The organism is Marinobacterium alkalitolerans, assembly GCF_017776525.1.
In the GTDB taxonomy this organism is placed as follows: Bacteria; Pseudomonadota; Gammaproteobacteria; order Pseudomonadales; family Balneatricaceae; genus Marinobacterium; species Marinobacterium alkalitolerans.
Genome location: NZ_JACVEW010000009.1, coordinates 99,513 through 120,067, shown reverse-complemented (window position 1 = coordinate 120,067; position 20,555 = coordinate 99,513). Strand labels below are relative to the sequence as shown.

At 59.6% G+C, this 20,555-nt stretch carries 19 protein-coding genes and 1 riboswitch; of the genes, 10 read left to right on the top strand and 9 right to left on the bottom strand.

The features are described 5' to 3' along the window. Positions 1-106: 106 nt before the first annotated feature. From H9C73_RS07675 to H9C73_RS07660, 4 genes are all read left to right on the top strand, one after another. A complete protein-coding gene (locus H9C73_RS07675; protein ID WP_209287228.1) occupies positions 107-760 on the top strand; it encodes a c-type cytochrome in 654 nt (217 codons plus the stop codon). Between the two features lie 4 nt (positions 761-764). Further along, a complete protein-coding gene (locus H9C73_RS07670) occupies positions 765-1,745 on the top strand; it encodes a c-type cytochrome (RefSeq protein ID WP_209287227.1) in 981 nt (326 codons plus the stop codon). Between the two features lie 132 nt (positions 1,746-1,877). Next, positions 1,878-2,354, top strand: coding sequence for a DUF2489 domain-containing protein (locus H9C73_RS07665; protein WP_209287226.1), 477 nt, complete (start codon positions 1,878-1,880; stop codon positions 2,352-2,354). Between the two features lie 3 nt (positions 2,355-2,357). Next, positions 2,358-2,735 (top strand): hypothetical protein, encoded by a 378-nt coding sequence (locus H9C73_RS07660; RefSeq protein ID WP_209287225.1) that lies wholly within the window; start codon positions 2,358-2,360, stop codon positions 2,733-2,735. Here the strand turns inward: H9C73_RS07660 and H9C73_RS07655 are convergent. Genes H9C73_RS07655 through H9C73_RS07645 form a run of 3 tightly spaced genes read right to left on the bottom strand, consistent with a single transcriptional unit; the run spans position 2,732 to position 8,052 of the window. Next, positions 2,732-5,008 carry an ATP-binding protein gene (locus H9C73_RS07655; protein WP_209287224.1) on the bottom strand — a complete coding sequence of 759 codons (2,277 nt, stop codon included), beginning with the start codon at positions 5,006-5,008 and terminating at the stop codon, positions 2,732-2,734. The two genes, H9C73_RS07660 and H9C73_RS07655, sit on opposite strands and share 4 nt — an antisense overlap. Further along, a complete protein-coding gene (locus H9C73_RS07650) occupies positions 5,008-5,952 on the bottom strand; it encodes an ABC transporter substrate-binding protein (RefSeq protein WP_209287223.1) in 945 nt (314 codons plus the stop codon). Before H9C73_RS07650 ends, H9C73_RS07655 begins: the two co-directional genes overlap by 1 nt. Before the next feature lie 24 nt (positions 5,953-5,976). Beyond that, complete coding sequence (locus tag H9C73_RS07645) at positions 5,977-8,052, bottom strand: TonB-dependent receptor plug domain-containing protein (RefSeq protein ID WP_209287222.1); 2,076 nt, start codon at positions 8,050-8,052, stop codon at positions 5,977-5,979. A gap of 214 nt (positions 8,053-8,266) precedes the next feature. Between H9C73_RS07645 and H9C73_RS07640 the strand changes: the two genes are divergently transcribed. From H9C73_RS07640 to H9C73_RS07630, 3 genes are read left to right on the top strand one after another with little or no spacing between them, the layout of a single operon-like run. Continuing rightward, positions 8,267-9,415: a pyridoxal phosphate-dependent aminotransferase gene (locus H9C73_RS07640; RefSeq protein WP_209287221.1), complete on the top strand. Its 1,149-nt coding sequence runs from the start codon at positions 8,267-8,269 to the stop codon at positions 9,413-9,415. Further along, a complete protein-coding gene (locus H9C73_RS07635) occupies positions 9,403-10,182 on the top strand; it encodes an amidohydrolase (protein ID WP_209287220.1) in 780 nt (259 codons plus the stop codon). The genes H9C73_RS07640 and H9C73_RS07635 overlap by 13 nt, the downstream gene beginning before the upstream one ends. A gap of 15 nt (positions 10,183-10,197) precedes the next feature. Next, a complete protein-coding gene (locus H9C73_RS07630) occupies positions 10,198-10,956 on the top strand; it encodes a 5-oxoprolinase subunit PxpA (RefSeq protein ID WP_209287219.1) in 759 nt (252 codons plus the stop codon). A 60-nt stretch (positions 10,957-11,016) separates the two neighbouring features. Here the strand turns inward: H9C73_RS07630 and H9C73_RS07625 are convergent, their stop codons facing one another. Further along, positions 11,017-12,183 carry a DUF5610 domain-containing protein gene (locus H9C73_RS07625; protein ID WP_209287218.1) on the bottom strand — a complete coding sequence of 389 codons (1,167 nt, stop codon included), beginning with the start codon at positions 12,181-12,183 and terminating at the stop codon, positions 11,017-11,019. Positions 12,184-12,328: 145 nt separating this feature from the next. Here H9C73_RS07625 and H9C73_RS07620 point away from each other — a divergent pair, with 145 nt between their 5' ends. Continuing rightward, positions 12,329-12,625, top strand: a complete 297-nt coding sequence (locus H9C73_RS07620; protein WP_209287217.1) for a hypothetical protein — start codon at positions 12,329-12,331, stop codon at positions 12,623-12,625. A 60-nt stretch (positions 12,626-12,685) separates the two neighbouring features. Further along, entirely contained in the window at positions 12,686-13,657 is a 972-nt protein-coding gene (locus tag H9C73_RS07615) for a ribonuclease Z (protein ID WP_209287216.1), read from the top strand. Here the strand turns inward: H9C73_RS07615 and H9C73_RS07610 are convergent, their stop codons facing one another. Next, on the bottom strand, positions 13,658-14,200 hold the full coding sequence (locus H9C73_RS07610) for a glutathione peroxidase (RefSeq protein WP_209287215.1): 543 nt from the start codon (positions 14,198-14,200) through the stop codon (positions 13,658-13,660). A 94-nt stretch (positions 14,201-14,294) separates the two neighbouring features. Here H9C73_RS07610 and H9C73_RS07605 point away from each other — a divergent pair, with 94 nt between their 5' ends. Then, positions 14,295-15,506: an MFS transporter gene (locus H9C73_RS07605; RefSeq protein ID WP_236014145.1), complete on the top strand. Its 1,212-nt coding sequence runs from the start codon at positions 14,295-14,297 to the stop codon at positions 15,504-15,506. Between the two features lie 5 nt (positions 15,507-15,511). Here H9C73_RS07605 and H9C73_RS07600 read toward each other — a convergent pair whose 3' ends face one another. From H9C73_RS07600 to H9C73_RS07585, 4 genes are all read right to left on the bottom strand, one after another. Next, a complete protein-coding gene (locus tag H9C73_RS07600; RefSeq protein WP_209287214.1) occupies positions 15,512-16,516 on the bottom strand; it encodes an alpha-L-glutamate ligase-like protein in 1,005 nt (334 codons plus the stop codon). Next, positions 16,513-18,033, bottom strand: coding sequence for an inactive transglutaminase family protein (locus H9C73_RS07595; protein WP_209287213.1), 1,521 nt, complete (start codon positions 18,031-18,033; stop codon positions 16,513-16,515). The genes H9C73_RS07600 and H9C73_RS07595 overlap by 4 nt, the downstream gene beginning before the upstream one ends. Further along, on the bottom strand, positions 18,030-18,824 hold the full coding sequence (locus H9C73_RS07590; protein WP_209287212.1) for an ATP-dependent zinc protease family protein: 795 nt from the start codon (positions 18,822-18,824) through the stop codon (positions 18,030-18,032). The genes H9C73_RS07595 and H9C73_RS07590 overlap by 4 nt, the downstream gene beginning before the upstream one ends. A 432-nt stretch (positions 18,825-19,256) precedes the next feature. Further along, positions 19,257-19,330: riboswitch (cyclic di-GMP riboswitch) on the bottom strand. A gap of 179 nt (positions 19,331-19,509) precedes the next feature. After that, positions 19,510-20,283, bottom strand: a complete 774-nt coding sequence (locus H9C73_RS07585; RefSeq protein WP_209287211.1) for an FCD domain-containing protein — start codon at positions 20,281-20,283, stop codon at positions 19,510-19,512. Positions 20,284-20,555: the final 272 nt, after the last annotated feature.

Genomic DNA, 20,555 nt, shown 5'->3' with positions numbered 1-20,555 from the left:
GCGGATACGGCTTTCGTTGTATCCACAACCGTTGAGAATATCTCGGAATAAGGTTAGATTGATTAAGATCAATCTTTATTAGATATTCTCAATATGAGGGAGTGCCATGTTGAAACTGAATTGGCGCCTTGCACTGGCGTCAGCTGCTCTGTGCAGCAGTGTGGTACAGGCACAGGGAGTAGTGGCTGATGGTCAGCAGGTCGCCATGAAGGGCGATGGCAGCGGTGCCCCCTGCCTGGCCTGCCATGGGATGGATGGTGCCGGTAATAACGCGGCAGGTTTTCCCAAATTGGCAGGTCTGGATGCGGACTACATCGCGAAACAGATTCGAGATTACAACGCCGGTACACGTGTCAGCGGCGTGATGCAGCCCAATGTGGATAACCTGACGGAACAGCAGATTCTGGATGTCTCCGCCTACTATGCCAGCCTCCCCAGCCCGGATACGGCTGTCGAAGCGGAGGCCAGTCTGCTGGCAAGTGGCAAGGTGCTGGCGACGCGCGGTGACTGGGATCATTACATTCCCGCCTGTGAAAGCTGCCACGGCCCGGACAGTCAGGGCATGGGGGCGAGCTTCCCGGCACTGGCGGGTCAGCACCCCACCTACATCAAGCAACAGCTGAATGCCTGGCGCAATGGCTCACGCCACAACGATCCGAACCAGTTGATGACCGGTGTGGCCGAACGACTGACAGAACAACAGATTGAAGCCGTAGCCGCCTATCTGGGCAGCCTGTCGGCCAAGGCAGGGGGGCAGTAATAAGATGCGCACATACACACTCATGCTGATCACCACTGCCGTGATGGCTGCGCCCGCAGTGGCACAGGACGTAAAGGTTCCGATCAACCTGCCTGAACCCAAGGAAGGGCAGTACGTACATCAGGCGCCCAGCGTCGATGATCTGATGACGGACGAGTCCATCAACCCGGAACTGCGCAAGGTCATTCTGAAGGGCCGCGACATGTTCATGAACACCCAGCAGTTCCGCGGCAAGTACGTCTTCAACGACATGAACTGTAAAACCTGCCACATGGGCGAAGGTCGCCTGAACTGGTCCGGTCCTGTCTGGCCGGCGGCGACCACACTGCCGGACTACCGTGGCAAGAACAAGCACGTCAACTCACTGGAAGAACGCATTGCAGGCTGCTTTGCCTATTCCATGAACGGTCAGCCCCCGGCCTATGGCAGTGATGACATGCTGGCGCTGGCAGCCTATCACCAGTGGCTGGCGCGCAAGGCACCGGTGTACGAAAAGAACATCGCGGGCCGAGGCTTCCGTCATCTGGGCAACAAGATTCCGGAAGGGGTCAGCTACGAAAAGGGTCAGGCGGTCTATGAGGCCAACTGTGCCATCTGTCACGGTGCCGACGGTCAGGGCCAGAAGAAAGACGGCAAGGTGGTATTCCCGCCGCTGTGGGGCGATGGTGCCTACAACTGGGGCGCCGGCATGACCCGTATCTTTACGGCGGCATCGTTTATCAAGAACAACATGCCGTTGAGCAAGCCAGGGTCCTTGACCGATGACGAAGCCTGGAACGTGGCCTGGTTCATCAACAGTCATGAGCGTCCTCAGGACCCGCGCTACACCGGTGATGCACGCGAAACCCGGGAGCAGTTCATTGGTTTCCACAAGCACACTCGCTACGGCACCGAAGTGAACGGCAAGGTATTGGGTCAGCACGACAACACCGGCGGCAAGCCCTTCCTGAAGCCGGCCAACCTCAAACCGAGAACCTTTGAGTAACCACCTCTGATACGGCGGGTTCTCCCGCCGTTTTCTTTTGTTCAGGCAAACTGACCGAGTCACGTCTTGCGTAGTGATACTTGTTGCACGTCTGGCATAATGCCCGTGCAGTTCACTTTGTATGAGGTACGCATGAGCACCCCCCTGATTTACAGCCTGATTGTTGCCGGTCTGGTCGCCATCGCCATCCTGTCTCTGATTATCTATCGTCAATTGCACCGTGCGCGTGCTGAGCGAACGGAACAGGCCAGGCGAGAGGCTGCGGCCATCGAAGCGCTGGAAGAACGTCACCAGTATTTGCAGGAAAGCATTCGGCTGGTAGCGGGCGCCATTCTGCACGACGACAAGATGTCCATGACCGAAGGCTGCATCCGTCTCAAGGTGTTGCTGGAGAACTTCCGGCCCCAGCTGCTGGAGCAGGAAGCATATGCGGTCATCACCGAGGTGCACGACAAAACCAGCCATATCCCGATCAAGGAGGAGTGGAAGGCACTGCCGCGCAAACTGCAGCGCAGCTATGAGAAGGAGATGCGTGAGCTGGAGCAGCAGCATGAAACGGCCATCCAGTCGGTGGCACGTGAACTCAGCAGCGGCAAACCGCTGCTTTAGGCTATGGCCGAATTCCTGATCGCCTTCCTGGTATCGCTGGTGCTGATCGGCGGGTTGGCGGTCGCGCTGACCTACGGTCGGGCACCGGCCTGGCGTCCCGAACGCCGCAAGATTCTGGCACTGATGCGCCAGCTTCAGGCCGGTGATGCCCGGCGTGATGAGTGGGAGATGTTCATCGGCCTGCCGGTCCTGCATGATCCTGAACTGGAGGCGATACGGCGCCAGTGCGTGCAGATTCATGAGGGTGACGAGGAGCACCCGCCGGCCTCGGACGGGTTGGGCACCTATCTGTACGACCGGGCCGCACGGGCGCGACTGGCTGAGGTTCAGGCCGAGCTGGAACAGCTCATCGAAAAGGAACCGTTTTACCGTTCGTTCTAGTCCGGTCGGTATTGCTCATGCGTAACCAGCCGCGTCAGGTGGTGGCTGGCCTGCCAGCAGCCCCGCACATCCTGATCCACGGCAGCCTGATGCAATTCCGCCACGGCGGCTTCCAGTTCCGGCAGTTGGTATAACCCGGCAAGCCCCATCAACTGGTGCGCATGTGCGCGAATGCGATCGAAGTCGCCTGCCTCAACAGCATCCTCCACAGCTTCAACCTGGCTGTTCAGCTCAACCTGCAATGCCTGGGGATCGACCGCATCGAGCAATGCAGAATCTGTCGTCTTTGCCAGCGGCGTGGGGGTATCAAACAGCTGGTGCAGGTACTCAAACAGGCGTGAAAGGTTCAGGGGCTTGAGCATGATCTCGTTGGCGCCGGCCGCTCTGAGTGCATCGTGTTCGTGCTGCATCACGTTGGCGGTGACAGCAAAAAGCGGTACCTCGGTATCCAGCCTGCGAATTTCCCGCGTGGCCTGAATGCCATCCATCTCCGGCATGTGGACATCCATCAACACCAGGTCCGGGCGCTGCTGGCGGAAGGCTTCCACGGCTTCTGTTCCGGTATGCGCCTGGATGACCTCGGCGCCGGCATGGCTGAGTACCCGTTGCAGGAGCAGCCGGTTGAACTCGTTATCCTCGGCCAACAGGATCCTGACCGGCCTTGGCAGCTGGTATCGATGTCGATAACGGCGGGTTGAAGAGGGCAGCGGCAGGGCTTCTTCAGGTGTGGCCTTGGGCAAAGTGACCTCAAGCACGACTCGGGTGCCTTCCCCCGGAGTGCTGGTCAGCGAGAGCGTCCCCCCCATCAGGTGTGCCAGATGATGGGCGATGACCAGACCCAGGCCCGAGCCGCCATAGCGTCGGCTGATACTGTTATCCGCCTGCGAAAACGCCTTGAAGAGCGTTTGCTGATGCTCAGGTGAAATGCCAATGCCCGTGTCAGTAACCTCCACGCGCAGGCGGCATTCATCTCCCTGACACTGGCCTTGCGCGTGCATGCGCACTTCGCCACGTTCGGTGAACTTGATGGCGTTGCTGACCAGGTTGGTCAGAATCTGGGACAGGCGGGTCGGATCACCCTTCAGTCCCTCCGGTAGGCCGGTTTCCAGTTCAAGGCTCAGCAGCAGCCCCTTGTCCCGAGCCATGGGGGCCTGCATATCGATGACACTTTGCAGGCAGTCGTGTACCGGGAAGGGGATCTGTTCCAGCTTCAGCGCGTTCGACTGCAGGCGCGAGAAGTCCAGAATGTCATCAATGATCGTCAGCAGCAGGTTGGATGTCTGGTTGATGATATGGCAGTACTGCTGTTGTTCCGGAGTCTGCCTTGTTTCTTCCAGCAGGCGGGCAAAGCCCAGTACGGAGGTGAGCGGCGTGCGCAGCTCGTGACTCATGCGGGCGAGAAAGGCGTCCTTGGTACGGTTGGCTGATTCCGCCTGCTGGCGCGCTTCGCTCAACTCTTCGTTCTGGCGCTCCAGGTGGCGCAGGGTGGTGGTGAGCTGGCGCGTCGCCTTTTGAACCTGCTCTTCCTGTTGACGGCTGGACTGCTGGATTCTGGCGGCCATGCGGTTGATACCCCTTGCCAGCAGCCCCAGCTCACCCGCAATGCGGGTGGTGGAGGCGCGGGTATCCAGCTGGCCCGCTTCCAGGCGTTCTACCACCTGGCTCAAGGCGCGGACCGGGCGGGTAATGCCGAGGCCAAAACGGCTGGCCACGACCGCCGTCACCATCAGCCCCAGCAGGATCAGCAGCAGGCTGCTGACCAGCATGGCCTGTCGTGCCTGCGAGTAGGTGCGCGTGGACAATACCACGCCGACCCAGCCGATCTGGACCGGGTCCAGTGAGTGGGAGACCAGCTCCGGGTTGCTCTCCAGCAACAGCGCACTGCTGTAGATGGGCTTCAAGAACTGCCAGAGCGCATCGTCGCGCTGCTGAGGCGGACTTTCAGGCGAGAAATTGACCGGAAAGGTATCGGAGCGATAGAGCAGATTGAACTGGTCATCGTAAAACAGAATGTCGCGCACTTCCTCGTGGTTGCGACGTGTCTGCTGGCTGAGAATCTGCAGCTGGTAGCGGTTGCCACTGATTACGCCAAACTCGGCGGCGGATGCCAGCAGGCCCGCAATCAGCTGCCCTCGGTCTTCCAGCCGCTCACTGCTGTCGGCCAGCCGGGTGTAGGTAAAATAGGATCCCAGAATCGCCGCCAGAACCAGCATCGGGATCAATGCCAGCAGGAGAACGCGGCTGCGAATGCTGAGGGATCGCATCGGCTGCATCAGTTGGCTGCCTCAATCCGGGCCAGGCGGCGCTGAATCGCTGCAGCAGAGGGTAGTTCCAGTCCGAGTGTGCGCACCGCCACAGGGTTAATGCTGACTTCAAAGTAGGCCGGGTAGGCGGGTGAAGGCACCGCCTCACCGGCGATGATGCGGTTAAGCCACTCACCGGTCTGTTGACCGATCTGGTCCGGTGAGGAGTGCACCGAGGCCGCCGCGCCGGCATTGGTATAGCTTTCCGAAAAACCGATCACGGGCACGCGGTTTTTCAGGGAGAGATACAGGAGCCACTTGGAAATGGCGCGGTTGAAAATGGAGCTGTCCGGAATGACCAGAAAAATATCACTTTGCTCCAGCACCGGAGTCAGCGCTTCGATCGGGTTATCGCTGGCGCTGATCTCGGCCAGGGCCAGTGAAAAGACCTCGCTGGCGGCGTAGTCCTGCAATGCCGGCTTGATGCTTTGGCTGCTTTGACCCAGCGCCGTCCCCAGTACTTGGGCTTCCGGCCGTATCATGCGGGCCAGGCGGATTTGGCGAGCCAGTGGCTGGTCGATAAAAACGGCACTGATCAGGTCGCTCTTCTGGCCGGGCAGCAGGGTGCTGGTGAGCTGTTCAAAGGTGCTGGACGGCAGAAAACTGCAGATCAGGCGAGTGCCGGGGTGGTAGCGCCGCAGCATCTGTTCACAGGCGCGACTGCCGATGGCCACGATAAGACTGTTCTGGCTGTCCAGAGGCTCGACCTGGTCCAGCGTGGACACGCGGGCCGGCACGCGCGCGGTATCCATCACGGCGTGCTGAACGCGCTCATAGCTGGGACTGATGTCACTTAATACCAGCAGAATCTCTTCAGCCTGTGCCAGAGGCGCCAGCAGCAACAGGCACATGGCCTGTAGCAGGCGCCGGCCCCGCGTCCAATAATCGTTTATCCTGCCTCTGAGTACTGCCATCCCTGCAATCATCCAGTTGTCGAATTAATGGTACCTGAGTGTCAGTTGCAGCCAGTAGCGGCGGTCAAACAGGTTGTGTTCGTAAAATTCGGCATATTCCGGTCCGAATGCGTTCTGCACGGTCACCGCTGCCTCCAGCTCGCTGCTGGCATCGAGCTGCCAGGTATGTGCGGCGCGCAGGTCGGTGCGGTTGTAGCTGGCCCGATAACCGCCCTCAAACCAGTCTGTCTTGCCCAAATAGTAGTGCATCAGGCTCAGGTTCAAGTCCGGCAGGGGGGACCAGTTCATCATTAAAGAGGCGGTGTGCTCCGGGGTGACGGCACCCTGAAAGGTCAAGATGCTGGAGCCACCCCGCGCGCCTCGGTACCAGGTATCGACGCGCGTATTGGTATAAGCATAGTTGAGCAGATACCAGAACTCGGCACTGGGCTGCTGCTTGAACTGGAACTCCACCCCTTCGTTGGTCCAGCCGTAGCGGTTATCGCCAATGCCCACTCGCTTGGGGTTATCCGTATCGGGCGAGTCGGCCGGCAAGCCCACATAGAAGGTGTCGATCATGGCGCTCAGCTTCTCGTGAAACAGCCGTGCATCCAGATAGGCCGCCTGTTTCGGCATGTTCAGATAGTAGCCAAGCTCCCAGGTTTCATTGCGCTCGGTGCCCAGCTCCGGATTGGCCCGGCGGTTGAAATCATACACCGTGGGTTCATCAAAGGGGGCTGCAAAGGCGGCCGGCGCATAAATGGTACTGTTCTGGTAGCGCTCCAGCAGTGAGCCGATGCGCTCGGTCAGCGAGTAGCCAAGACGCACACTGCTGTGTGTATCAGGCTGGTAAATCAGTGCGTGGCGGTACGACAGTGCATCCGACTCCGCGGAGCTGTATTCGTACATGGCGCCGGTGTTGAACAGCCATTGCGGATGCAGTGACCAGTCCAGGTGCCCGAACAGTCGCCAGCGCTGCTCGGAGACCTTGCCGTCCTGCAGCAGAATGTCACTTTCCGCGGTCTGGTAGCGATACCCCAGCCCGGCTACGCTTTTGATATTGGCCAGACGCTCCTGAATCTGCGCCTCGATATCGTATACCTCAGTGGTCCCGTGCTCGTTATCGCGTCTCAGCGTGTTCAGTTGCATGAACTCGTCGACCAGCGCTTCGGGAATGCCTTCCTCGTTGATCAGGTAGTCCCGCGAGCTCAGCGGCGTTTCCAGATCCAGATAGTTATGAAAGGCCTGAAGTTTCAGGCTGCCGGTATCGGAATAGATGTTTTCGTAGGTCGCTGACTGATAGTTGGCGTCGTGGTCACGGCGGACATAAGGCTCGTCGGATTTATCCGCACCGCCAACGTAGCTGTAGCCCCGGTCGATACCGGCCTGAAAACGCCAGGTTTCACTCAGGCTGGGGGTGTAGCTGCCACTGAAGCTCAGGTAATTCCGCTTCAGCTTGTTTTCGTGAATGTCGAAGTCGTCATTCTGTTCGTGTCCGCCCGAGAGGCGGTAACTCCAGTTGGCCAGTACGCCTGAGTGAGAGGCATGCAGGTTCCGGGTGTTCAGGCTGCCGGCCGTCATGTCGACATAGCCACCCTGCTCAAGGGCCGGCTCGCGCGTGATGATATTGATCGAACCCAGAAAGGCGTTGGAACCCTGCGAGGGCACATTGGACCCGCGTACCACTTCGATCCGTTCGATATCGCGCAGATTGATGCCCAGTGAGGTCCAGTCAACGGTGGCCAGCAGAGGCAGGTAAACGGAGCGGCCGTCGATCATCACCTCCAGTCGGCGCGGAAAGTTGTCGCTGGCGCCGTGGTAGGTGGCTGCAAACTTGTTGGCGCTGACGTGGGTGCTCTGGAAGCCGGGCACCAGTCGCAACAGGTCAGGGATATGCAGGGCGCCCGAGGCTTCGATCATCTCCCGCGTGATGATGCTGATCGACGCCGGAGATTCGGTCAATTTCTGGTTCAGGCGAGTAGCAGACGTGATTTCGGGAATATCGGTAAAGAAGTCCTGCTCGTTCAGGTACAGGCTTTCGTCTGCGACCACGGCAGTGCTCATGAGCCCCAGTGTCAGTAGAGACAGCCATCGCGCTTGCCGGGCAGGGTAGGTGAACATTTTCATTCCAGAGTCAGCATTATTTAATTTTCAGGCCCACGTACAACACAATGAGGCCAAGGATGAAAGCTTCAATAATGAAGCCGTTATGCGTCAGAATCCAGTCAAACATGGTGCCATTTTACCCCTGAAGGGCCTCTAATCCACTGCCTTTATTGAGCCGGCTGGCGCCTGTCCGTTACTATCGAGGTTTCGTTTATCAGCCGAGTGTTACATGCAATACCCTGAAACCAAACTGCCGGGTGTAGGCACAACGATCTTTGCGCAGATGTCTGCGCTTGCGCAAGCGCACCAGGCGATCAACCTGTCTCAGGGCTTCCCTGACTTTGATGGGCCCGAGGCGCTGCTGTCCCGTGTAGACCATCATATTCGTGCCGGCGCCAACCAGTATGCGCCCATGAACGGAGTACCGGCTCTGTGCGAGGCGATAGGGGTCAAGGTTGAACGCTGCTACGGTCGCAGGGTGGAAGTGGCCGATGAAGTGACGGTTACGGCCGGTGCAACCGAAGCGCTCTTTGCTGCTATTGCTGCAGTAGTGCGACCGGGTGATGAAGTCATTCTGTTTGATCCGGCATATGACAGCTACGACCCGGCGATCACACTCAACGGCGGACAACCGGTACATCTGCAGTTGCAGCCGCTCGGGTTTGCGGTGAATTGGGATGAGGTGGCGCAGGCCATTTCCCCCAGAACCCGCATGATTATCCTGAATACCCCGCACAACCCGACCGGTCAGGTGATGACTGCCGACGACCTGCAGGCGTTGTCGGACCTGGTCAAGGGAACGGATATTCTCGTGCTGGCCGATGAGGTGTATGAACACATTCTCTTTGACGGTCACCGCCATCAGAGTGTTCACCGCTTCCCGGGCTTGGCGGAGCGGAGCTTCGTGGTGTCATCATTTGGCAAGACCTACCACACAACGGGATGGAAGATCGGTTACTGCATCGCCCCGGCGCCACTGAGTGCTGAACTGCGCAAGGTGCACCAGTACCTGACCTTCAGTACCAGCACTCCGTTGCAGCTCGCCCTGGCGGATTATCTCTCGGCTAATCCCGAACATGACGAAGCGCTGCCGGCGTTCTATCAGGCCAAGCGTGATCGCTTTAACAGCCGTATGGTCGAAAGTCGTTTCAGTTTTACCCCGGCCGCCGGCACCTATTTTCAGGTGATGGACTACAGTGCCATCAGTGACCTGCCGGATACGGAGTTCGTGCTCTGGCTGATCGAGCACGCGGGGGTGGCTGCCATCCCGCTGTCCGTGTTCTGTCGTCAGGCACCCGAGATGAAACTGATTCGGTTTTGCTTTGCCAAAAATGAAACCACGCTTGATCAGGCCGCGGAAAGACTATGCAAAATTTAAGAACCAGCCTGGTCCAGACACGTCTGGACTGGCATAAGCCCAGTGTGAACCGGGAACGACTGACGGAGCTGATGGCGCCGCTGGCAGAGCAGACAGACCTGATTGTGCTGCCGGAGATGTTTGCCACCGGTTTTACCATGGCGCCTGAAGAGGTGGCCGAGCCGATGAGTGGGCCGAGCGTACGCTGGCTGCAGGATCAGGCTCGGTCGCTGGGGGCCGCCATTTGCGGCAGTCTGGCGATTGACGACGAAGGCTTTCGCAACCGCATGCTGCTGGTGACGCCTGATGGCGAGATTCAGCACTATGACAAGCGCCACCTGTTCCGTATGGCCAACGAACAGAATCACTATAGTGCCGGTACCGAGCGCACGGTATTTGAGTACAAGGGTTGGCGCATTTTGCCGCAGGTATGTTACGACCTGCGTTTCCCGGTGTGGTGCCGTAACCGCGACGATTACGACCTGATGATCTGTGTGGCCAACTGGCCATCGCCGCGCCGCCATGCCTGGCGCACCCTGCTCCAGGCGCGTGCCATTGAGAACCAGTGCTATGTCATTGGTGTCAACCGTATCGGGGAAGACGGCAAGGGGCTGGAGTACAGTGGCGACAGCCTGCTGGTCGACTTCAAGGGGCAGGCCCTGCTGGATGGCCCGCCGGGTGAACCCTTTATCAAAACGGGTCTGCTCAGTGGCGAAGCGCTGCAGCAGTTCCGCCAGACATTCCCGGCCTGGCAGGACGCAGACCACTTTGACCTGATGACGGATTAATTGATGGATAGACAGATGCCAACACGAATACTGCTTAACTGTGACATGGGCGAGAGTTTCGGCTCCTGGCGAATGGGGCTGGACGAGCAGGTGATGCCGCTGGTCGATATGGCCAACATTGCCTGCGGGTTCCATGCCTCTGATCCGGTGACCATGACCAAAACCGTCATGCTGGCCAAGCATGCCGGCACCCGGATTGGTGCGCACCCCAGCTATCCGGATCTGGTTGGTTTCGGTCGCCGCAGCATGCAGTGCCACCCGCAGGAAGTGGTCTCCATGATCCAGTATCAGGTTGGCGCGCTGGCCGGGATTGCCAAGGCACACGGCAAGACGCTGGAATACGTCAAACCGCACGGTGCCCTCTATAACGACATGATGAAAAATCATGACATCCTGCGAGCGGTGCTGGAAGGGGTCTGCGAGTACGACGAGTCGCTGCCGCTGATGCTGATGGCGACCGCCAACAACACGGCTGCCCAGTCAGTGGCTGATGAGTTCGACGCCCGTCTGCTGTTTGAAGCGTTTGCGGACCGGGCCTACGACAATCATGGCTACCTGGTGCCGCGCAGTGTGGAAGGCTCGGTCTATCACGAAGAAGCGCGCATTATCGAGCAGTCGCTGCGACTGGCGCAGGAAGGGGTTGTGGTCACGCTGGACGGGGCCGAGATCCCGCTACAGGCTGATACCCTGTGTGTGCATGGGGATAACGCCGAATCGGTGAAGGCCGTGCAGAGCATTCGCAGCGCGCTGGACAGCTACTACGCCAGCCTGTAAACGACAATGCCCGGCCAGAGGCCGGGCATTGCCATTGTGCGTTCGGAAAATCCGTTTGCGTTACTCGTTACCGGGCTGAGTTTCGGCTTCAGCCTCCACCTCTGTTTCAGTGGGCTCAAGTGGCAGTACGGCATCGACCAGCTGCTTCAGGTTATTGCGGTAACTGTTCTGAAGCTCCTCAAGCGCACTCTGGAAGCGGTTATCCTGTTCGACCATGCCGGTCAGCAGATCACGGCCAGCCTGTGCCGGTGACTGCAGGAACCCGAGAGACGGCGCGCCGGCACTTTCTGCCAGATCCTTCATCAGCTGACCCAGTCGCAGTCCCGGCTTGTCCACCGGCTGTTCCAGATTGCCGACCTGCTCGTAGGTGCTGGCCTGAGACCAGCTGCGGCTGTAACTCATATCCAGCTGCATGGATTGCAGCTCGCTGGCATCAAAGCTGATGTCGGCACTTTGCTCAAATGCCTTCTGCACATCACCGTTGAAGAACTCGTCGGCCACACCGGAAATATCCCGCACCATCTGCTCCAGCGCCTCAAGCTCACCTTCGTCCAGATCGCCACGAACGCTGAACTGGTACTGGCTGCTCTCACTGCGGCTCACGTCCATCCAGGCCGTTGCGTTGCCTTCACTGTCGGCACCCGCACCATAGGTGGCATCGTAGCTCTGGTTGCGGCTGAAATTGATGGTGACTTCGTCACCGTCACGGGTTTTGACGGTCAGCGACATGTCTTCCGCGTTACGGAACCGCTCGGCGCCTCCCATGGCGACTTGAGACAGGGGCGATGAGGTCTGGTTGCCGGGTGCAATGGCGGCCAGCGCGTCGAAGGTCAGCTTTTCAGTGTCATCGATGCGCGCGGCCACCGGCTCGCTCAGCATGCTCAACTCGTCCAGAATTTCGCGGGCCTCGGCAAAGCCTTTTTCAACGCCCTTGACCGCGGCGTTGTACATCTCCGTCAGGCGCTCTTCAGAAGCGCCGCGGGAACGGGCGGCTTCCAGCCCCTGGGCCACGAAATCACTGATACGCCCGGCCACCTTGTCCGGTGTAAAGTCTTCAGCGTCCAGCCCGGACAGTTTCTCGGCACTCATGCCGGGAATCCTGTCTGCCAGCTTGCCCAGCAATACCTGGTTGGCATCCTTGTCCGAGCCCTTGGGGGTGTTCGCAGCCTCGGCAGATTGCTGAGGGCGAGCGTTATACAGCTGCGGAGTGGAAACAAGCACTTTCATGGTGGCCTCGAAATCTGGTTGGCATAGGCAGCATTATCGGCCAATGAGCCGCAAACTTGAATCCATTAAACACCTGTTTGGCGGCATTGATCATTTTAGTGCAAGCAGGCGTAATAAGGCAGTCAGCGTCAACAGGAGCCCTCCCATGCGCCAACGAGCGCCCTTCGAACACTGTGAACTCTGCGGCCGCCAGGTGCCACTGACTTTCCACCACCTGATTCCACGCAAAATGCATCGTCGACCTCGCTTTCAAAAACATTTTACGCGCGAGCAGCTCAATGCCGGCATCTGGGTTTGCCAGGCCTGCCACCGGGGCATTCACAAGCTGTATGACGAGATGACGCTGGCACGTGACTTCAATACGCTGGCAAAGCTGCAGGATGACCCGGCGGTGCAGCGGCATGTGGCCTGGGTGGGGAAGCAAAGGCGGAGGAAAGGGTAACGAGGTCGTTCAACTTTGCCATAATCCTCCACTCCTGACAGGAATAGATAGAATAGAGCCATGAACCTGACCTTCCTCGGCACCTCTTCCGGTGCGCCAACACGACAGCGCAATGTGTCTGCACTGGCCATACAGCCTGAGCAGGGGCGGGACTGGGTGCTGGTGGACTGTGGCGAGGCTACGCAGCACCAGTTGCTGCGCACCGGGCTGTCGCCGTTGAAGCTGCGTGCCATTCTGATTACCCATGTGCATGGTGATCACTGCTACGGGCTGCCGGGGCTGCTGGCGTCCTGCCAGTTGAATGGCCGTACCGAGCCGCTGACGCTGGTGGGACCGCAGGCGGTGTGGGCGTATCTGCAAGCCGTGATCAAGCACACCGAAATGCGGATCGAATACCCGCTTGAGTTTGTGGCCGTGACAGCGTCGCTGCAGATGAGTCGTGGCGGCTTTCATGTCAGGGCCGCTCCCTTGAGTCACCGTGTGGAGTGCTGGGGGTATCGTCTTGAAGAGGCGCATGTGCCCGTCAAGCTGGATACGGCACGTCTGCAGTCGGAGGGCATCCCCCCTTCGCCTCTCTATGGTGAACTGTTAAAAAAGGAGCAGGTTCAATTGGCTGGCGGGCGTGTGCTCAACAGCCGGGATTACCGTGTACCTGCCTATCCGGCAAGGGCGGTTGTAGTGGGCGGTGACAACGACCGGCCCGAGCTGCTGGCTGGTTTATGCAGAGGCGCAAACGCGCTGGTACACGAAGCCACTTATACCGAGGCAGTATTGCAAAAAGTGGGGCCGGAACCGCAGCACAGCAGTGCATTGAAGGTGGCCGAGTTTGCCCGTGAAGCGGGTGTGCCGGCCCTGATCCTGACCCACTTCAGCCCGCGCTATCGCAAGGCGTCTCGCAAGCCGTCTGACCTTTCGATCGAAGATGTTCGCCGTGAGGCGGCTGCCGGTTACGCGGGGCAGCTCTATCTGGCAGAGGATCTGGAGACGTACACGATTAGCCGTGAGGGGCGCGTTGACCTCAGGGCACCCTGATCAAAGCACCTGCTCGATTGCTTTCAGCAGTTCCGGGTCATCGGGCGCGGTCATGCTGGAGAATGCTGCGGTTACCTTGCCGTCACGATCAATCACGTATTTGTAGAAGTTCCAGCGCGGCGGAGTATCGCTTTGGCGGGCGATCTCCTTGAAAATCGGGTGTGCATCACTGCCTCGCACCTTGATCGGGCTGAACATGTCGAAACTGACGCCATAATTGACGAAGCAGACCTCCGCGGTCTTGGCTTCGTTGCCGGACTCCTGGAAGAAGTCGTTGGAGGGGAATCCGACCACCTTCAACCCTCTGTCCCGGTATTGCTGGTGCAGGGCTTCAAGGCCCTCGAACTGGCCGGTAAACCCGCAGAAGCTGGCCGTATTCACCACCAGCATCGGCTTGCCGGCAAAGGCCGCTCTCAAGTCAACCTGCTCGCTGGCGTGCAGCCGTTTGAGCTGATGATTGAACAGGGCATCGGTATCGGGTTCGACGGCCAGGGCCTGCTGGCTGATCAACAATCCACACAAAGAGGTCAGTAAGCGTTTCATATCGGGCTCCTTTTTGCCCTCATACGCAGTGCGCGGGCTTTGGTTCAATACCGGCGCGGGCGTACAATGAAGGCTTTTACCCGCAGGCATGCTTTTGAACACACCCTCTGAGGCCCCGCGCCGTTTTGCGCCTGAAATGATCGTGATGCTGGCGGGCATCACGGCTGCACTCCATATCGGCAAACTTCCGCCCGCCATTCCCGTACTCCAGCAAGAGCTGGGCGTCAGCCTGGTACAGGCCGGTTTTCTGCTCTCGCTGGTTCAGCTTGCCGGCATGCTGGCCGGAGCCTTGATCGGTGTGCTGGCCGACAGTGCCGGCCTGCGTCGCAGCATGTTGACTGGCCTGATGGTGCTGGTGCTGTGCAGTACGCTGGGTGGTTTTGCGGGTTCTGCAGCCGAGCTGCTGATCTTGAGAGGGCTGGAAGGCACCGGCTTCTTGCTGGTGACGCTGACCGGGCCCGGACTGATTCGGCGTCTGGTGGTGCCCGAAAAGCTGAGTGTGCGTCTGGGCTGGTGGGGCTGCTACATGGGTTTTGGTACCGGTACCGGCCTGCTGGTCGGGCCCTGGATGCTGGCACAGCTGGGCTGGCAGGGCTGGTGGTGGCTCATTGCCGGTATCACGCTGCTGATGTGGGGCTGGCTGTTCCTGAAAGTACCGCCGGACCCCTCAGAGCACAACCCTCATGCAGGTGCCCCGCTGTCCGGCCTGCGTACTCTGTTGGCGCGCCTGCGTCTGACTCTGAGCAGTCCCGGTCCCTGGCTGGTTGCCCTGATTTTCCCCATGTACTCCGGCCAGTGGCTGTCGGTGATCGGGTTCCTGCCTTCGATTTATACACAGGCCGGAATTGAAGGGGCACTGGTGGGCGTACTGACCGCGATGGCCGCGGCCGCCAACGTGGTCGGCAATGCGGCGTCCGGGCGTCTGCTGCAGGCGGGCATGAGTTCACGCGCGCTGCTGTACGGCGGTTTTGCGGTGATGAGCCTGACCACCTGGGTCGCATTCTCGGATATGACCGCCCAGTGGCCCTGGGTGCGGTATGCCGCGGTGCTGGTGTTTTCATCCGTCAGCGGGGTGATTCCGGGCGTACTGTTTTCACTGGCCGTTCGGCTGGCCCCCGACAGCTCGGTGGTGTCTACCTGCGTGGGCTGGATGCTGCAGCTGTCGGCACTGGGACAGTTCATTGCGCCTCCGGCCATTGGGGCGCTGGCGGTTTGGGCCGGGGGCTGGCAGCTCACCTGGCTGGCGACCGGTCTGCTCTCGGTACTTGGGGCTGTTCTGGTCAGTCGCGTGGCGCGGTTGCTCTAGCGGCATCAGGCCGGCACCCCGTCACGTCTGGTGCTCGGCCGGCTGCACAGAACACCGCTTGCTGAGGGGGCCGCCTGCTCTCTGGCCCAGGCCACGCGTGCTTCGGGTGTCAGGTGTGGACGTGGAAGCGCTTCAACGGCGTTGAGCCGTGGCAGCAGGCCTTCACCGTTGGCGATCTGAATGGCCAGCCCCGGCCGGGCATTGAGCTCCAGCAGCAGCGGGCCCTGAAATGCATCCACCACCAGATCGACCCCCATGTAGCCCAGGCCGGTTGCTTCGTAGCAGCGGCTGGCCATTGTCAGCAGATACGCCCACTGGGTGATGTGAATATCCTTTAACGGAAGCCCCGTGTCCGGGTGTTGCTCGATGGGCTGGTCAAACTGGACCGCGTTCAGTGCGTGGCCGTTGGCAAGGTTGAGCCCGACCCCCACGGCTCCCTGGTGCAGATTGGCCTTGCCATCGGACGCGGCGGTGGCCAAACGCAGCATGGCCATCACCGGGTAGCCCTTGAACACCAGTACCCGAATATCCGGTACGCCCTGATGGGAGTAGCGCGACAGAAGGGGATCTGCTCTGACCAGAGCTTCGATAATGGCCACATCCGGTGAGCCGCCCAACGAATAGAGGCCGGCGAGAATATTGGACAGGTGACGTTCGATATCGATCAGGCTGACGCGGCTGCCGGAGGGCTTGATGAAGTCGTTACCCTCTCGACCGGCAATCACCAGAATTCCCTTGCCGCCGGAGCCCTTGGCCGGCTTGATGGCAAAACCGTCCAGTGCTGCCACATAGTCCAGAAACTGGTGAATCTCATGCTGGGCTTTTACAACCTGAAGCAGGGCCGGGCTGGGCACGTCCCAGGTGTCAGCCAGCGTTTTGGTCTTGAGCTTGTTATCCACCAGTGGGTAGGCGCGGCGGTCGTTGTAGCGCCCGATATAGTCGATATTGCGTTGGTTCATGCTGAGCATGCCCTGCTGCTGCAGCGCTCGGGGCCGGATCCATCGCATCATGTGGAATACCTCCGCATCGGCGCAAAACGGCGCAGTTCCGTCAGTTTGTAGCCGGTGTACTGTCCCAGCAACAGAATGAGCCCCAGCACCACCAGGTGAAGTTCGGGGAAATTGAAGCTCAGGTGCTCGGCCAGAGGGGCACTCATGATCAGGTAGGCCAGTATTGCGACCAGCAGGCTGCCACCGCCCTGAATAAAGACTTCGTGCGGCCCTTCCTCGTCCCATAGAATCGACATGCGCTCGATGGTCCAGGCCAGAATGACCATCGGGAAGAAGGTCAGCGTCATGCCGGTGCTGAAGCCCATGTGATAGCCGATCAGGCTGAGCGCGGCGGTCAGGAACAGGACCAGCACAATCATGGCGGAGATGCGTGAGACCAGCAGCAGGTTCAGGCTGGACAGGTAACCCCGCAGCAGCAGTCCCAGCGTAATCAGGCTGAGAAATGCCGCCAGCCCCGGCAGCAGCGAGGTTTGTACAAAGGCCACGGCGATCAGAACCGGCATGAAGGTGCCGGCAGTGCGAATGCCGATCAGAATACGTAAAACGCACACCACCAGCGCCCCGAAGGGCATCAGCAGAAGCAGCCTGAACATGCCCTGTTGTTCCACCGGCAGCTGGTAGAGGCTCAAGGCAGTCATGACACTCCCGGTTGCCGTGGCCTGCCCAACCTGGGTGGCCGGGAGGGTCTGGCGCAGCATGGAAAAACGCACCTGTGAATCCTGCCCACCGACCACTTCAAGCACAGGCCCCCGCGCCTGACGCCACAGCAGCACCTGTTCAGGAACACCCTGCTCGCCCGTGCGCGGGTTAAAGGTGATCCAGTGATTGCCATCATGGATCTGCAGCCAGGGGAGCAGGCGCTGTTGGCGGCGGGCATCTTCCAGTACCAGGCCGTCGACCAGGCGTGCCGGAATACCGGCATGGTTCAGCAGTTGCGCCAGCGTCTCCGCAAGAGCGGCATGGTCCAGCAAAAGCTGTGCGTTTTGGTCGGGTGTGGCCCGCGTGAGTTGTCGAATCAGTGCGCGCGCCAGACTGGCAGGCCCGCTGGACTGTGCCTGAGCCTGTGTCAGCAGGGCGCGGGCGGCCGTGGCGGATGGCTCCTCAAGAAACACTTGAGACGCCGTCGGCAGCTCGGACTCCCTGTCCTGTGCTGCTTGCGGTTCGGGCAGCAGCCGGGTTTTGAAGAACAGGGTCTGAGGGCCCTCCGCCTGCCGAATATCCCACTGGGCAAAGCGCTCGCCCTGCTGTTCCTGCAGGGTAAAACCGTAGCCGGGCGAAGTCGCCTGTTCGGTGAGTATCCGAAAGCCCGGAGGCTGATCCGGAATATTCAGGCGAACACTGACAGGCTCACCTGAGGCCTGGAAATCAACCCGGGCTTCCACCCGCCAGACCGGTCGCTGCTCACCGGGCCACCAGGGCACGCCCAGTTCCAGATGGCGGATGGTGGCCAGCGAAACGCCCGCCAGAATCAACAGGCCAATACCGATTCTGAAGGGGGTTCTGGAATACTGTCTCATGGTGCCTCCTGTTGGGTGAGGGCGTCCGGGAGGCGGGTCATGTGCGTTTGTCCCACGTCGATCAACATGACGTCTTTCAGCACATTGCGCCCGATCAGGAGGGGGTAGGTCAGATGCTCGCGGTCATTCAGGGTGAACTCGGCACTTTGGCGATGGTTGCCCAGCACGAAAGGCAACCTGACAACGGGGCGCTCCTCCGGCGTTTGGCTATCGGCCTGCAGGATGCGTGCGGTACGCACCAGCGCGCGTTCCACGGTGATCAGCGCCTCGCTCTCGGGGTGGCGGATATCGAAGCGGACCCAGGTTTCGCCATCGCGCTCGAATCGAGTGATGTTGGCGGCATCCAAAGAAGAGGTAGTAGCGCCGCTGTCGATGCGGGCTGAATAGATCACGCCGGGTATGGCCAGGAACACCGGTTCGACTTCACCCACTATCTGCTTGCCTTGATGTAGTCGGGTCTGCTCGCCGGATGCGGTGAAGTCCGACCGGTAAGGCGAGGTATAGCGCTTGTCTGAGCCTTCAAGTGCCTGTATTGACTCGGTTTGCTGCTCGAGGGAGTGCATCACTGATTGATGACGCAGGGCCTGAGCATGCTCGAGTTGTTCGATCTGACGCTGGTTCTCGGCCATCAGGCGATCAAGCTGGTGCTGGTGTTGATCGACCTGCTGCTGGAGCTGAGTCAGTTGGGCCTTTTCCATGAACAGGTAGCGGTCATGACTGCAGGCACTGGTCAGAACAGCAAGCACAATGAGTACGGCAGAGCGATGTTTTGGGGTGTGGATAAAGCGCATTCGGGTCTCTCGAAGTCACGAAGGTTCGCAGTTGCATCAAGTGCTCATATCAGGGCGGTGCGAAGTCTGCGATGAGACGGCTGAATGGTGTATGAAGGCGAGGGGAGAAAGGTGCCCATCCCGGGCACCGCGCTGGAGAGTCCATGGGGCGAGGTATCTGCAAGGCAGATGTCGTACCATGAATAACTATAATGTATTCAAAAAGAGACACTATTGCAAAGCTTGCTGAAGCCAAGTCTGGCGAGTCAGGCCGGGAAAGGGGCGCGAGAATAGCAAAAGGACGTCCCCACCGTCAGGGCAGCAGAGTGTTCAACGGCATGGGGCTGAATTGGGCGTGCGAATGCAGGGAAGGGCGCGAAAACGCTCAAACCTGGTACACAACTGAACAGGGAATGCCCACAGATACAGGGGCCTGTTAGGGAGAATCTCTCTTTCGGTAGCCAGGCAGCCGTTCCGTTCGGCCCTTGGCTTTGCGCCTGCCACGCGGGCAGTTGCCTTTTCGGGAGAGATTCGTTCGCTGGAAAGCAAAGTTACGACAACGGATGCCGATAAACTTGAGCTCATACTAGCAGCTAAATCATGGAGCTGCCAATCAGGGAACCCCTGATAAGGCTCAAAAAAGAGGTGTTTTTGTCGCTCATGGGGAACGCCTCTAGAGCGCTTCCTTTATCTGGACATGGATGTGCTACTGCACTTCCCGGGTAAGGGCTGGCTCCTCCTCATTGGCTGCATTCAGGGCGTGACGAATCAAGTGGTGCTCATCTTCCTCAATCTGGCGCAGGGCTTCGCAGACATGCCGCACATGGGCCATGGCTGCCTTGCGTGCCCAGCGCGCCTGGCGGCTGATGACGGCGTGGTAAATCTGGCGATGGTGCTTGTCGATCTGCTTTTTGAAGGCCTGCCGGTGGTTGAGGTTCATGACAGATGCCTGCACCGAGCCCAGCATCAACTCTTTCAGGCTGCTCAGAATGTGTAACAGAATCGGGTTGTGGGATGCTTCCACAATGGCGCTGTGAAAGGCGTGGTCCAGGTTGGCGTTCCTGAGCGGGTCGGACGATTCCATCGCTTCAAATGCACGGGTGATGCGGACCTGATCCATCTCGGTCGCGCGCTCGGCCGCCAGTGCCGCGGCCTGACCTTCCAGCTGCTCCCGCACCTCGAACAGGTCGTAGAGGGTGCGGGAGTCACCGCTGAAGGCCTGCATCAGCGGGCTGGTATCTTCCAGCTGAGGCAGTGCGCAGGTGACAAAAGATCCCTTGCCATGGCTGGTTTCGATCATGCCCCGCCCATGCAGCTCATGCAGGGCTTCACGCACGATGGCACGCGAGACGCCGAGCCGGCTGGAAAGCTGACGTTCGGAAGGGATCTTGTGCTCCGGTGCAAGGGTGCCGTCGAGAATCATCTTTTCCAGATGATGTGCAATCGACTGGGCCGTCGAACAGGGTTGTTTGTTAGGCATCTTGTCCACTGGTTCAACCAGTTGTTGTTATTGTTTGTGGAAAACCGGTGGGGGCGGGCTTTGCTCAAGTAAATATCGACCATTCAGCTGCCAGCGTCCACGCCTGTGCGCAAAAAACTGGTCCGACCAGTTACGCTTTTGCTGGACGCTTCTCAAGCCCTCGCCAATGCTTCCCCTCGCGCTTGCCCGGCAGTCACGGACCGTCGCTCTGGCGCTGCGGATATGCCGCCACATTCTGTTTTCCGCCCGAACAATAAAAATCATGGAGAACC

Bases quoted from the DNA above. Each gene is read 5' to 3' on its own strand.
- H9C73_RS07670 (WP_209287227.1), top strand. From the start codon at position 765: ATGCGCACATACACACTCATGCTGATCACCACTGCCGTGATGGCTGCG.
- H9C73_RS07635 (WP_209287220.1), top strand. From the start codon at position 9,403: ATGCAAAATTTAAGAACCAGCCTGGTCCAGACACGTCTGGACTGGCAT.
- H9C73_RS07590 (WP_209287212.1), bottom strand. From the start codon at position 18,824: ATGCGCTTTATCCACACCCCAAAACATCGCTCTGCCGTACTCATTGTG.
- H9C73_RS07585 (WP_209287211.1), bottom strand. From the start codon at position 20,283: ATGCCTAACAAACAACCCTGTTCGACGGCCCAGTCGATTGCACATCAT.
- H9C73_RS07655 (WP_209287224.1), bottom strand. From the start codon at position 5,008: ATGCAGCCGATGCGATCCCTCAGCATTCGCAGCCGCGTTCTCCTGCTG.
- H9C73_RS07610 (WP_209287215.1), bottom strand. From the start codon at position 14,200: ATGAAACGCTTACTGACCTCTTTGTGTGGATTGTTGATCAGCCAGCAG.
- H9C73_RS07645 (WP_209287222.1), bottom strand. From the start codon at position 8,052: ATGTTCACCTACCCTGCCCGGCAAGCGCGATGGCTGTCTCTACTGACA.
- H9C73_RS07595 (WP_209287213.1), bottom strand. From the start codon at position 18,033: ATGAGACAGTATTCCAGAACCCCCTTCAGAATCGGTATTGGCCTGTTG.
- H9C73_RS07640 (WP_209287221.1), top strand. From the start codon at position 8,267: ATGCAATACCCTGAAACCAAACTGCCGGGTGTAGGCACAACGATCTTT.
- H9C73_RS07665 (WP_209287226.1), top strand. From the start codon at position 1,878: ATGAGCACCCCCCTGATTTACAGCCTGATTGTTGCCGGTCTGGTCGCC.
- H9C73_RS07675 (WP_209287228.1), top strand. From the start codon at position 107: ATGTTGAAACTGAATTGGCGCCTTGCACTGGCGTCAGCTGCTCTGTGC.
- H9C73_RS07615 (WP_209287216.1), top strand. From the start codon at position 12,686: ATGAACCTGACCTTCCTCGGCACCTCTTCCGGTGCGCCAACACGACAG.
- H9C73_RS07600 (WP_209287214.1), bottom strand. From the start codon at position 16,516: ATGATGCGATGGATCCGGCCCCGAGCGCTGCAGCAGCAGGGCATGCTC.
- H9C73_RS07650 (WP_209287223.1), bottom strand. From the start codon at position 5,952: ATGGCAGTACTCAGAGGCAGGATAAACGATTATTGGACGCGGGGCCGG.
- H9C73_RS07630 (WP_209287219.1), top strand. From the start codon at position 10,198: ATGCCAACACGAATACTGCTTAACTGTGACATGGGCGAGAGTTTCGGC.
- H9C73_RS07660 (WP_209287225.1), top strand. From the start codon at position 2,358: ATGGCCGAATTCCTGATCGCCTTCCTGGTATCGCTGGTGCTGATCGGC.
- H9C73_RS07620 (WP_209287217.1), top strand. From the start codon at position 12,329: ATGCGCCAACGAGCGCCCTTCGAACACTGTGAACTCTGCGGCCGCCAG.
- H9C73_RS07625 (WP_209287218.1), bottom strand. From the start codon at position 12,183: ATGAAAGTGCTTGTTTCCACTCCGCAGCTGTATAACGCTCGCCCTCAG.